Annotated in this window: 14 protein-coding genes and 1 pseudogene; 10 read left to right on the plus strand and 5 right to left on the minus strand. The window is 69.5% G+C overall.

Going from position 1 to position 11,889, the window contains the following annotated elements; translation table 11 throughout:
- Together G6019_RS08385 and G6019_RS08390 are read left to right on the plus strand one after the other, a co-directional pair.
- Positions 1 to 414, plus strand: a 414-nt coding sequence (locus tag G6019_RS08385; RefSeq protein ID WP_182627391.1) for a sensor histidine kinase, incomplete at its 5' end; no start/stop codon positions are given.
- Positions 411 to 1,043 carry a response regulator transcription factor gene (locus G6019_RS08390; protein ID WP_107756274.1) on the plus strand — a complete coding sequence of 211 codons (633 nt, stop codon included), beginning with the start codon at positions 411 to 413 and terminating at the stop codon, positions 1,041 to 1,043. The genes G6019_RS08385 and G6019_RS08390, both read left to right, overlap by 4 nt.
- A gap of 4 nt (positions 1,044 to 1,047) precedes the next feature.
- On the opposite strand, the gene G6019_RS08395 is transcribed toward G6019_RS08390, so the two are convergent.
- Positions 1,048 to 1,737, minus strand: a complete 690-nt coding sequence (locus G6019_RS08395) for a hypothetical protein (RefSeq protein ID WP_182612030.1) — start codon at positions 1,735 to 1,737, stop codon at positions 1,048 to 1,050.
- Positions 1,738 to 1,964: 227 nt separating this feature from the next.
- Complete coding sequence (locus G6019_RS08400; RefSeq protein ID WP_182627393.1) at positions 1,965 to 2,441, minus strand: serine/threonine protein kinase; 477 nt, start codon at positions 2,439 to 2,441, stop codon at positions 1,965 to 1,967.
- Positions 2,442 to 2,724: 283 nt separating this feature from the next.
- On the opposite strand from G6019_RS08400, the gene G6019_RS08405 reads away from it, so the two are divergent.
- The 3 genes from G6019_RS08405 (at position 2,725) to G6019_RS08415 (ending at position 5,757) form a co-directional block, all read left to right on the plus strand.
- Positions 2,725 to 3,414, plus strand: coding sequence for a YceI family protein (locus G6019_RS08405; RefSeq protein ID WP_182612028.1), 690 nt, complete (start codon positions 2,725 to 2,727; stop codon positions 3,412 to 3,414).
- 263 nt (positions 3,415 to 3,677) lie between these two features.
- Complete coding sequence (locus tag G6019_RS08410) at positions 3,678 to 5,174, plus strand: lamin tail domain-containing protein (RefSeq protein ID WP_182612027.1); 1,497 nt, start codon at positions 3,678 to 3,680, stop codon at positions 5,172 to 5,174.
- 124 nt (positions 5,175 to 5,298) lie between these two features.
- Positions 5,299 to 5,757, plus strand: a complete 459-nt coding sequence (locus G6019_RS08415) for an Hsp20/alpha crystallin family protein (RefSeq protein WP_107756271.1) — start codon at positions 5,299 to 5,301, stop codon at positions 5,755 to 5,757.
- 96 nt (positions 5,758 to 5,853) lie between these two features.
- Here G6019_RS08415 and G6019_RS08420 read toward each other — a convergent pair.
- Together G6019_RS08420 and G6019_RS08425 are read right to left on the minus strand one after the other, a co-directional pair.
- A pseudogene (locus G6019_RS08420) lies at positions 5,854 to 6,420 on the minus strand (nuclease); the annotation flags it as partial.
- The gene (locus G6019_RS08425; RefSeq protein WP_156607155.1) at positions 6,410 to 6,553 is read right to left on the minus strand and encodes a hypothetical protein; all 144 of its coding nucleotides are present in this window, start codon (positions 6,551 to 6,553) and stop codon (positions 6,410 to 6,412) included. The pseudogene G6019_RS08420 and the gene G6019_RS08425, both read right to left, overlap by 11 nt.
- 58 nt (positions 6,554 to 6,611) lie before the next feature.
- Here G6019_RS08425 and G6019_RS08430 point away from each other — a divergent pair, with 58 nt between their 5' ends.
- The 3 genes from G6019_RS08430 (at position 6,612) to G6019_RS08440 (ending at position 9,063) form a co-directional block, all read left to right on the plus strand.
- The gene (locus G6019_RS08430) at positions 6,612 to 7,739 is read left to right on the plus strand and encodes an FtsX-like permease family protein (RefSeq protein WP_107756270.1); all 1,128 of its coding nucleotides are present in this window, start codon (positions 6,612 to 6,614) and stop codon (positions 7,737 to 7,739) included.
- Positions 7,736 to 8,440, plus strand: coding sequence for an ABC transporter ATP-binding protein (locus tag G6019_RS08435; RefSeq protein ID WP_107756269.1), 705 nt, complete (start codon positions 7,736 to 7,738; stop codon positions 8,438 to 8,440). Before G6019_RS08430 ends, G6019_RS08435 begins: the two co-directional genes overlap by 4 nt.
- Positions 8,441 to 8,517: 77 nt before the next feature.
- Positions 8,518 to 9,063: a TetR/AcrR family transcriptional regulator gene (locus tag G6019_RS08440; protein ID WP_182612026.1), complete on the plus strand. Its 546-nt coding sequence runs from the start codon at positions 8,518 to 8,520 to the stop codon at positions 9,061 to 9,063.
- Positions 9,064 to 9,109: 46 nt separating this feature from the next.
- On the opposite strand, the gene G6019_RS08445 is transcribed toward G6019_RS08440, so the two are convergent.
- Positions 9,110 to 10,357, minus strand: a complete 1,248-nt coding sequence (locus G6019_RS08445; protein ID WP_182612025.1) for a hypothetical protein — start codon at positions 10,355 to 10,357, stop codon at positions 9,110 to 9,112.
- A gap of 168 nt (positions 10,358 to 10,525) precedes the next feature.
- On the opposite strand from G6019_RS08445, the gene G6019_RS08450 reads away from it, so the two are divergent.
- Positions 10,526 to 11,128, plus strand: coding sequence for a biotin transporter BioY (locus G6019_RS08450; protein WP_107756266.1), 603 nt, complete (start codon positions 10,526 to 10,528; stop codon positions 11,126 to 11,128).
- 65 nt (positions 11,129 to 11,193) lie between these two features.
- Positions 11,194 to 11,889, plus strand: a 696-nt coding sequence (locus tag G6019_RS08455; protein ID WP_182627395.1) for an energy-coupling factor ABC transporter ATP-binding protein, incomplete at its 3' end; no start/stop codon positions are given.

Below are 11,889 nucleotides of genomic sequence, written 5' to 3' on the forward strand. Positions count from 1 at the left end.
GACGGCGTGTCGCTCGCGGGCGCACTGGGCCGTGTCGCGGAGCGGGCCCGCGCGGAGCATCCGGGGATCGAGGTGACCGCGGACTGCGCCCTCGAGGTCGACCCACCCCCCGAGGTCGCCGCCGTGCTCGTCCGCGTGGCGCAGGAGGCGTTGGCGAACGCGGTCACACACGCCTCACCCTCGAGGGTGGAGGTGACGCTGACCGGGTCATCCACCGCTGTCGCGCTCGAGGTACGCGATGACGGTCGGGGTTTCGACGTCGCCGCGCCTCGGCCCACCGCATCGTTCGGTCTGGACGGGATGGCGCGTCGGGTGTCCGGGCTGGGAGGAGAGTTCGACGTGAGCTCCGAGACCGGCGCGGGAACCACGATCCGCGCCGTGCTCCCGACGGTGGTGGGAGGCTCGGGGACATGACGACGACGAGCGTGCGCGTTCTGATCGCGGACGATCACGCGGTGGTCCGGACGGGACTTCGCGCGTTGGTCGCTTCGGACCCCGCCATCGAGGTGGTGGCCGACGTCCCCACCGCTGACGGCGCCGTCGAGCGGGCGCGGATCGGCGACGTGGACGTGGTGCTCATGGACCTGCGCTTCGCGGGTGACGCCTCCGCGGGCGTCAGGGCGACCCGGCGACTCCGCGCACTCGAGTCACCACCGCAGGTCCTGGTCCTGACCAGCCACGACACCGATGCGGACATCATCGGGGCAATCGAGGCCGGGGCCTGCGGGTACCTCCTCAAGGACGCCGGTCCCGACGAGCTGCTGGCCGCCGTCCGCGCCGCGGCGGCCGGGGAGAGCGCGCTCTCCCCGACCGTCGCCGCCACTCTGATGACCCGGCTGCGCGACCCACGGCCGGTGCTGACCGATCGCGAGGTGGAGGTGTTGCGGGCGGTGGCGACGGGCGAGACCAATCGGCAGGTCGCGACGTCCCTGCACGTGTCGGAGGCGACGGTCAAGACGCACCTCGTGCACGTCTTCGACAAACTCGGTGTGACGTCCCGGACGGCCGCGGTGGCCAGGGCCCGCGAGCTCGGGGTGGTGTAGCCGATCAGCACCGCCCACCCTGTATCGAAGGAAGCTGAAGAGCAAGCGCATCCGCCACTCCTGAGAGTGCGTCGACGCCTTCGCCGAATGACGCTGATTCGACCGCGATGGCCACGGCTAACTCCCCTCCCGCAGCCGGCACTATCCCGAACTGACGCACGAGATAGCCGCCACTCTCACCCGGCCCCCAGCCACCCTTGAACCGAGCTCCCGGTATGCGGCCGAGTCCCCAGCTCTGATCGGGTGAGACCTGGCCCATCAGATCGAGAACTCGGCTCGATGACCCGATGCACGGTAGGAGACTTCCGAACCGCGCCTGACCCACGAGCGGCCACTGAGTCTGACCGAAGATCGAGTACTCCGCACGGGTGCGGACAGCCGGCACCTGGGTGGTGCTGTCACCCCCATCCGCGAGCACTGCGCCGATCCCAGCCGCCGACGAGGCTCCCCCGCCGAGTGAATCCCACAATCGCTCCGCCGCCGCGTTGTCGGATGCCGTGATCGCGGTAGCTGCCGACTCGAGCGTGGCCGGAGATGTGCGCGCGACGGCGACGGCCAAGGGTACCTTTATCGTCGACCAGGCGGCACCCGACTGCACGCCTCCCGCCTTCTGGACGTCGGTCCGACCACCGACGCCTGCTGCGGCGATACCAACCGGACTCGGAATACCACCGATCACTCCGGCGAGATCCACACCACCGGTCCTGGGGTCGGCTATCGGTGAGACCGGGCGATGGGCAGCTCCCGGAATCCCTTCTCCACCTGGTCCGTCCGGTCCCGGAGAGACGGTGGTGACTGTGGAGGTGACGTAGACGGTCTGTACGGGCCCGCTCGTGGGGACCAACTCACCACAACCGCACACGACGAGAACGAGCCCGCAGGCACCCGAGGTCAGTGCCCCTCGCCTGCTCAGAAAACCCATCAGTAGATGTACACGACAGCGTTGTTGCCGCCGGTACAGGTCACCACCGGTCCGCCCGAGCAGGACATCGTGTACGTCGCACCCGTCACCGGGCTGTAGGCGTCGATGGTCATCGGGCCCCCGTTGCCTCCGGATGCGAGGTAGGTGGAACGAACTGACACTGCGAACTCGCACGAGGTGACTGATGAGCCCACCGCCGAATGCGCGAGCGGGCCTCCGCCGACGTTCGAGCACACGAATGACCCGGACGGTGCAGCAGGTTGCGCCGGTTGAACCTGAGGCCGGTCCGGTTCCCCGACACTCGAGGCCGTCGCTGTGGCGGACACCGTCGATGTCACGGGTGCAGTAGTCGTACTAGTGAATCGCGGGATCATCAGGAACGCCACCACCGCGATCAGACCCACGATCAGCACGGCCATCAGGGTGATCATCACGGCCATGGCCGGGGACATCGACTGCTTCTGGTTGGTCGCCACCGGGCTCGCCTGCGGAATTCGTCCGAACTCCGACGTGGGGTAATCACTCCACTGAGGAGGAGGGTTCTGGTTCATGTCGCGCCTCCCGGCCACCCGAACACGCTCGCGACCAACCTGCCGCTGAGAATGAGAATAAGTGACGCTGCGTGGTACAAGTCGCGAATGAAGGTCCTGAACGCCACGTTTTCGACCTGAGAACGAGTCAGGTCGCGTCATCGTCTCGACGGACGATCTCAACGCATCGTCGCTGCGGAACGGGGGCATCGACTCCTAAGCTCGTCCCATGCGGAGACTCCCCTGGATCATCGGCGCTGTCGTCGTCATCGTCGTCGTCGCGCTGATCGCAGCGCCCTACCTCTACAAGGCCGTGCGTGGAGGTGACGACGCGCCGGCCGCGACCGTCTCCGTCGACGGAGCCGAGGAGGCGACCGGCACCCTGGAGGGCACGTGGGTGGTGGTGCCGGGGACCGCGCCCAACGAGACGACCGCCGGGTACACGGTCAACGAGATCCTGCGGGGGGAGCCGGTCACCGTCGTCGGCAGCACCGACCAGGTGAGCGGGCGGGCGGTCGTGTCCGGGACCACCCTCGAGTCCGCATCGTTCGACGTGCAGGTGGCGGGAATCGAGACGGACATCGACCAGCGCGACGTTCAGGCCCGCTCCCCCCAGATCCTCGACACCGGGTCCCATCCCTCGGCGACACTCACCGTGGCCGAACCTGTGGATCTGGCTGCGGTGCCGTCGGACGGCACAACGGTATCGATCCCGATGGTGGTCGAGCTGACGATCAAGGGCACGACCGTGCGTGAGCACACCGAGGTGACCGTCCTGTGGACGGGCGACGCCCTGATCGCCTCCGGCGCGGTCCCCCTCACCTGGGCCGAGGTCGGGGTCGAGCCGCCGAGCCTCGGCTTCGTCGCCGTGGAACCGGCCGGAACGATCGACTTCCTGGTGAGCCTGGCCCGGCAGTAGCCGTGCCTCGGTTTCGATACGCTTCCTGCTCCCCCGTCGGAAGCGGATGCACCGCTCCCCCGGGCTAGGCCGCCAGGAAGAGAATCAGGCTCAGGGTGAGCACCGGTTCGGGCCGGCTCCCGGACCGGGCCCACTCGCCGTCGTGCGGCAGCCGACGACAACGACTGTTCAGCTGGTCGCCACCCCGCCGACAGGGACCCGGCACCAGACCCTCCTACGGTCACCTGGTCAGTCACTCAGCCATTGCCCAGGAAAGGCCCCCGATGCGCTCACGGACCATCAGCTCAGGCGTCTTCACGGTCGCCCTCGCCGCCGGCGCGGCGCTGGCGATACCCGCCGCCGCCCCCGCCGCTCCCGCCACCAGCGTGGTGATCAACGAGGTCGAGTCCAACGGTGACGCCGTGGGCGACTGGGTGGAGCTGGCCAACCTCGACACAGAGCAGGACGTGGATATCTCGGGCTGGACGCTGATCGACGACGACCCCACGCACGATCCGATCGTCATCCCCGAGGGGACCACCATCGAGTCCGGTGGCTACTGGTCCGTCCACACCGACGTGGACCCGGACTACTTCGGGCTCGGCGGCAACGATTCGGTGATCCTCCGGGACGCGGGCGGTGAGATCGTCGACTCCACCACCTGGTCGGGTCACTCGCCCACCACCTGGGGCCGTATCCCCGACATGACGGGCGGGTTCGCCGTGACCGGTGAACCCACCCGCAACGCCCGGAACGTCGCGGCAGTCGAGGATCAGCCCGTCATCACGTCTCCATGGCCCTTCGACCCGCTGACGATCACCCCCGTCGCGCTCGGTGGCGCCTTCGCCGAGGACGACGACATGTCGGGCGTCGACATCGCGGCCGACGGCACCGCCTACGTGGTGAACAACGGCACCGGCACGCTGTACGTCGTGGCCTACGATCCGGTCGCCGGTACGTACTCGCTCTCGCGCACCTTCGTCCTGGAGTACCCCGACGGCTCGGGGCGTCCCGATGCCGAAGGCGTCACCGTGGGTCCGGACGGCGTGATCTACGTGGCCACCGAGCGTGACAACGAGTCCGGCAGCACCAGTCGCCCCTCGATCCTGCGCTTCGTCCTGCCCGCCGGCCGCGATTCCGGCACGCTCAGCGCCACGGACGAGTACTCGCTGACCTCACTCACCGGGCTGATCGGCGCGAACGCCGGCCTCGAGGCCATCGAGTACCTCCCCGAGGCATTCGGCGGAGCCTTCGCCGTGGGCGTCGAGGGGACCGGGAAGATCCACTTCGTGCGGCTGGGTGCCGAAGGTGCGGTGACCGAGATGCAGACGTACCCCTCCCCGTTCACGGGCGTGATGGCCCTCGACCACGACGAGGTGTCCGGCGTCCTGCGGGTGCTGTGCGACGAGGTCTGCGAGGGACGCTCGGTCGAGATGACCTACGACGGGACCGGGTTCGTCACCGACGGCACCCTCTACGCCCGGCCGGCCGGCATGCCCAACCTCGCCAACGAGGGCTTCGCCTCTCACCGCGAGACCGTCGAGTGCCACCTGGGAGGCGCCACCGGCACCGCCGAGCGGGTCCGGTTCCTGTGGGCCGACGACGCGGGCACCGCAGGGTTTGGTCTGCGTACCGCCGTTTCCGACGCCGGTGAGTGCACCGTGGAGGACGACGCGGACCCCGGCTCGGGATCGGCCTCCGGGTCAGTCTCCGGAGCCGGGCTCGGCGCCGGATCCCTCGCGGGGCTCCTACCCTTCATGCCAGCCGACGCGCTGATCTGAGTGCACCCGACTCAAGCCACATTTTGTGACCTGAGTCGGGAATACTCAACTACGGCGGTGAGTTGAACCGTGTGCGATCCCGGAGACGCCGGGCGCATCCCGACCAGTCCTGAAGGAGACCATCATGGCCACCACCACCCGTTTCGATCCGTTCCGTGAGCTCGATCGCCTCCTGGGCGAGGGGCTGCGCAGCGCGACCGCGTCCACCTCTCTGCCGATGGACCTGTACAAGGAGGGCGATCGCTTCGTGGGCCTCATCGACCTCCCGGGCGTCGATCCCTCCAGCATCGACATCGACGTGGAGGACCGCACCCTCACCGTCCGTGCCGAACGCCGCGCGCCGGCGGAGGGTGATGCCCAGTGGCTCATGCATGAGCGTCAGTCGGGCACCTTCGCCCGGCAGCTCGCCCTGGGCAAGGGCCTGGCGACCGACAAGATCGAGGCCGACTACAGCGACGGCGTGCTGCGCCTGGTGATCCCCGTGGCCGAGGAGGCCCAGCCGCGCAAGATCTCCGTCTCCCACGGCGCCCGAAAGGCCGAGCAGGCAGAGATCGTCGAAGGTTCCGCCGACCTCGGGAGCTGACCGCGATTCTCGTGGCCACCTGACCACCGCCCGGCCCCACACCAGGCCGGGCGGTGGTTTTCCTTCGGCTCGCGCACCCCGGCAACGTCCACGCGCTCACCTGCCGCCTTCAGGCGCACCGGGATCACCCACCACCACCAGGACATCCGTCGCGCGAGACAGCCCCACGTACACCCTCTCGCGGACCCGGTCCATGCCGTCGTGGTGGTTGCACACCAGCACCACGGCGCGGCGCTCCAGGCCCTTGAACCCGAGCACGTGGCCGTAGACGATGTCCTCGCCACTCCAGAACGTCTCCCAGTAGGGGTCATTCCCGCTTTCCTGCGCCTCGACCTGCATCGGGTGCCGCGATCCGGTGGTCAGCAACGCGACGTCCCGCGGTTCCCAGCCCTCGTCGAGCAGTCGCATGGCCTCGTCGTCACCGGCCGCTACGGCGTCAGTGCCCTCCGGCACCTCGACGTAACGGACCGCGGGCCCCGAGCCGCCGCGCAGCTCCATCCGTTGTCCCACCAGGGGCAGGAAGGCACTCGCGATCTGACGCGTGTTTCGCAGATTGTGATCGAGCACCAGCGGCACCAGGTCGACGGGCGGCCGACCGGTCCGATGGACCACGCTCTGCCCGGCGTCGCCGACGATCATCAGACGGCCGCGCTCACGATCGCGCCTTGAGCTCGATCGCCACGATCCCCGCCCCGGGCATGGCCACGAGGACGTCCACCTCGTGTTCCTTCTCCGCAGTGGAGACGCGCTGCCCCCACCACACCGGGGTGAGATCTTCGCGACACCATGTCAGCATGATACTGACATGGTGTTAGCATATTCTCCGTTCCCGATGTCGATGCCGGAAGGCCTCCATGTTCCTCGCCCTACGCGAACTGACCTTCGCGCGATCCCGATTCACCCTGATGGGCTCCGTCGTGGCCTTGATCAGCGTCCTCATGGTTCTCCTCGCCGGGCTGTCCTCGGGACTGGTCAACGACGGCGTCTCCGGCCTGCAGCGCATGCCCGTCCAGGCCGTCGCGTTCGCTCCCGAGACCCGCACCGACTCGGCGTTCACCCGATCCGTGGTCGGGCCCGACCAGGTCGAGGCCTGGGCCGCACGACCCGACGTATCGGTGGCCACACCGATGGGACTGTCGATCATCAACGCCAGGACCTCCGCCGGGACCCCGGTTGACCTCACCCTCATCGGGGCGGACCCCGAGGGCCCGCTCGTTCCCGAGGTGGCCGAAGGCCGTGCGCCCCAGTCCGACGGGGAGATCCTCATCAGCGCCACCGCCGCCGATTCCGTCGGCCCGGGCGACACGGTGACGGTCGACCGACTGGGGATCCCCCTCGAGGTCGTCGGCATCGCGGCCGCCCAACACACCTTCGGCCACGTCGACATGGCCTTCACCACCCTGGCCACGTGGCAGGACGTGCACGCGGGCACCCGCTTCGGCGAGGAGTCGCGCGCCGGCGCCCGTGAGGAGTACAGCGTCGTGGCCCTCGCCGGGGTCGACGGCGAGTTGCCCGACCTGGCCACCGGCGATGCCGCGGCCGACACCTCGGCGCGCACCCTGGAGGAGTCGTTCGACTCCTCGCCCGGATACCAGGCCGAGATGATGACGATGTCGATGATCACCTGGTTCCTCTACGCCATCTCAGCGCTGGTCGTCGGTGCGTTCTTCGCCATCCTCACCGTCCAGCGATCCCGCGAGATCGCTGTCCTGCGCGCCATGGGCGCCTCGACCGTGCGACTCCTGGGCGACGCGATCGGGCAGGCCTTCATCCTGCTGGCGGGGTCCATCGCGGTCGGTGTGGCCATCGGCGTGGGAGTGGGGTCGTTCCTGGTGGGCACCGGCATGCCGTTCGCCCTCGAGACCGGACCCATCGCACTCGGAGCCGTCCTCCTCCTGGCACTGGGACTGGTCGGTGCCACCCTCGCCACCATCCGCATCACCGCCGTCGACCCGCACAGCGCACTGGGAGAGAACCGATGACCACCACCACACGCACCGGCGACGCCTCCGCCCCGGGCCTTCGCCTGAATGGCGTCGAGTTGACCTTCCGGGACGGCGACCAGACCCTCTACGCACTGGACGGTGTCGACGTCGAGGTGGCCCGTGGTGAGGTATTGGCCGTGGTCGGCCCCTCCGGAGCCGGCAAATCGAGCCTCCTGGCCGTGGCCGGCGGACTGCTGTCCCCGACCTCCGGCACCGTCGAGGTGGGCGGGCGCGACATCACCGGTCTCGGTCGCCGGGACCTCACCCGGTTCCGGCGCGACCACGTCGGGTTCGTGTTCCAGTCCGGCAACCTGGTGCCCGCTCTCACCGCGCGCGACCAACTCCGGCTCGTGCGAACACTCGGCGGAGACCGGTCCCGGCGTCGCGATCCCGACCACCTGCTCGAGGCCGTCGGTCTGACCCACCGCGCGCGCCGCCGCCCGGCCACCATGTCCGGCGGCGAGCGTCAGCGGGTGGGCATCGCCCGCGCCCTGATGTCCTCGCCCGATCTGCTGCTCGTGGACGAACCCACCGCGGCGCTGGACCGCAGGACCAGCCACGACGTGGTGCGCCTACTCGCGGAGGAGACCCATCAGAACGGCGTCGCGACGGTTCTGGTCACACACGACCACGAGATCCTCGAACACTGCGACCGGGTCCTGGAGATGGTCGACGGCCGGCTGCACGCGCACGTGTGACCTGAAGGACACGTATGATCGGGCCTCCGCCGAGAAGGTGACGGGAGACCGACATTCCACGTATCGACGCCCCCACCGTGGGCGAACACCGGGACGCCAAGCGTCGGGCCCTGCTCGACGCGGCCCGGTCGATGCTCTCCGAGGCCCCCGGTACCCCTCCCGACATCAACGAGCTGACCACCCGGGCGGGCATGACACGGTCGAACTTCTACACTTACTTCTCCTCGCGCGCGGAGTTGGTCGTCGCCGTGGCGGAGGATCTCATGCCACGGTGGATCGACACTGTCACGGGAGCAGTGCGTGACGCGGGCGGCGGCCGTCGGGGGGTCGTGGCCTACGTGCACACCACCCTGGATCTGGTCGCCGCCGGTGACCACGCGATCCTCACCGCGCTGGCCGCGCAGCTCCCCGACGGTCCGGCACGGGAGCGGCTGACCCGGATGCACACCGAGATGACCACCCCACTGCGCGAGTCGCTCGCCGAGTCCTCCCGCTCCGATCCACAGTTGACGACCGAGCTGGTCATGGCCGTGACGTTCAAGGCCTCCGAACTCATCGAGGGCGGGCGGCCACTGGACGAGGTTCTCAGCGCGGTGGACGCCCTGATCGATCGGCCCGGGTGACCGGTGAGGTGGCACGGCGACGGGGTCGCCTCCGACGGGTCGCGCCTCACCCCGACCCGATCGCCCACCCCGTCGTCATCTGCCCGGCGAACACCGGCAGCCGCGCGAGGATCCGGTTCTGCTCGGCCCGCGGCCGGAAGTCCACGTCCAGGTAGCCCGGTGCCTCCGCCGGCCGGTCGCGCACGAGCGACCGGAACGCCGGCACGAGATCCTGCTCGATGTACTCCCAGCGTGGCTCCCTATCGGCCCAGTTGAACGCGGGAAGCGGGGTGTGCAGCACCGTCGGCCGGCCGTTGACATCCGCGCGCACCGACAGCGGGCGGAAGCCACCCAGAGTGGAGGCCCCGGGGATATCGGGGGAGCCGCCCACGGTGGTGACGTAGGTGAGCACTCGACCGACGTCCCCTCGGCCGGCCGCCGTCGCGTCCCACTGGTCGGCGATGATCTGGTTCTGCTCCCGCGACGCCATCCGCAGCAGCGCCTCCGACCTGCCCTCCGGTGAGCCCTCGTCGAGCCTCCGCCAGGCCTCGAGCGCGTACTGGTCATACGCCCCGCCCGCCGCGAGCTCCCTGACCGCCGGCAACCCCCCTGCCAGGTAGGCCTCGTGCATCGGGATCATGTCCATGAAGATGTTGCGCTGCATGATCAGCAGCCGGTGCAGGTACCAGTCCACGTCGGCGCGCGTGAGAGTCGGGCCCGCCGTGGCCAGCAGTCGCACATCGCGCGGCATCCCGGCCGCCAGCTCCCACGGCACTCCACTCAGCGCGTCACCGACCCCGGTCCCCACCTCGTGCAGCCCGGGCACGCTGAGCACGCCCCCCACCTCGTCGAGGTCCCAGAACCCGGCGGCGAACGACATCCCGGCCAGCCCGGCCATCCCGGTCCACCAGAAACCGTCGTGGGAGTTGTACAGCCGCAGGTAGTTCACGTACACCTTGTCGACCGTCTCCAGGTTCGCCTCCAGCCCCCGGGCCGGCTCCCACTCGGCGAGGTCGATCCCCGCGTTCTGAGCACCGACCGCCAGCCAGTACTGGCGCGTGAGGGTCGCGTATCGCTCCGGTGCGACGCCCGCGGCGCGCACCACGGCGAGCGCCGCGGCCAGCTCCTCGCGGTCGGTGGTCATGGAGGTGGAGAAGCCTCCCGCCGACTCACCGTGCGGATTGTCGGCCACGACGTCCAGGTAGACGGCAAAGGGTTGCGCGCTGACGTGAGCCGGCAGGTGGACGAAGGCCAGGACGGCCACGAGGAATGCGGCGATGACCTCGCCGAAGACGCGCTGGGATCGAGTCGTCACTGGCCCCCCGAACCAAAAGATGTGATGCAGATCACTCTAAGCCAATCCGGCCGGGCCCGCGCCCGAACACGCGGAGCCTCCCACCCCGATGACGCGAATCGGCGGGTCAGGGACAACAATGAACGGCGTACAGTGTCGATCCACTCTCCAGGTGACAAGGAAGTCCACGTGAGCACCTCCATCGATCAGGCCCCGGCCCGGAGCGCAACCCGAGATCTCGCCCAGATCGCGGTGTTCGCCGCCCTCATCGTCGTCCTCGGCCTGCCCGGGCAGATCAGCATCGGCTCCGCGGGCGTTCCGATCACGCTGCAGACGCTCGGCGTCATGCTCGCCGGCGCGCTGCTGGGCTGGCGCAAGGGTCTGCTCTCGGTGCTCGCGGTCATCGTCATCGGTCTCGCGCTCCCCGTCCTCGCCGGCGGCCGCACCACTCTGACCGCGCTGGCGAGCCCCACCGCGGGGTTCCTCCTCGGCTGGCTCCCGGCCGTCGTCGTGATCGGGCTTCTCACCGCCCTGATGATGCCCCGCTACCGTCTGATCCCCGGGTTGCTCATCAACATCCTCGGTGGCATCGTGGTCATCTACGCCTTCGGCGTGGTGGGCATGCTCATCCGCACCGAGCTGACACTGACGGCCGCGATCGCGGCGAACGGCGTCTTCGTCCCCGGCGACCTGGTCAAGGCGGTCGTCACCGCCGTCGTCGCCGTCCAGGTCCACAAGGCGCGGCCCGGTCTGATCGCTCCGCTGCGTGGGCAGCGTCCGACCCCCGCGTGACCGGCCCTCGTGAGTCGGGCCCCCGTGCGTCCCGGACCCCGGCGGCCGACCACCGCGGCGCCCAGATCCGGTTCGACGGGGTCTCCCACTCCTACGGCGACAGGTCAGTCCTCACCGACATCGATCTGGTGTTGACCGAGAGGCGTATCGGGATCGTCGGCGTCAACGGTGGCGGCAAGTCGACGCTCGCGCGGATGATCAACGGTCTGGTGGTCCCCTCCTCGGGCACGGTGACCGTCGACGGCCTCGACACCCGCCGCAAAGGCGCCCGGGTCCGCCGCCGGGTCGGCTTCTGCTTCACCGATCCCGACACCCAGATCGTCATGCCCACCGTGGCGGAGGACGTCGACTTCTCCCTGCGCCGGTCGGGCCTGAGCCGCGAGGATCGACGACGACGGGTCGAGCAGGTGCTCGCCACCTACAACCTCTCCGACCACGCCGATCACCCCTGCCACCTGCTGTCCGGCGGCCAGAAGCAACTCCTCGCCCTGGCGGCGGTGTTGGTGATCGAGCCCTCGGTGATCGTGGCCGACGAACCCACCACCCTGCTCGACCTGCGCAACCGCGCGCTGGTGGCCGAGACCTTCGCGGGTCTCTCCCAACAACTCGTGGTGGTGACCCACGACCTGGGGCTGGTCGCCGACTTCGACCGTGTGCTGGTGGTGGACGGTGGGCGGGTGGTGATCGACGACGCCCCCGCGGCCGCGCTGTCCGGGTACCGCCGGATCGCGTTGCGCTCGGGCTCGGGCTCGGGCTCGGGC

It is taken from the genome of Dietzia sp. DQ12-76, from assembly GCF_014145045.1.
In the GTDB taxonomy this organism is placed as follows: domain Bacteria; phylum Actinomycetota; class Actinomycetes; order Mycobacteriales; family Mycobacteriaceae; genus Dietzia.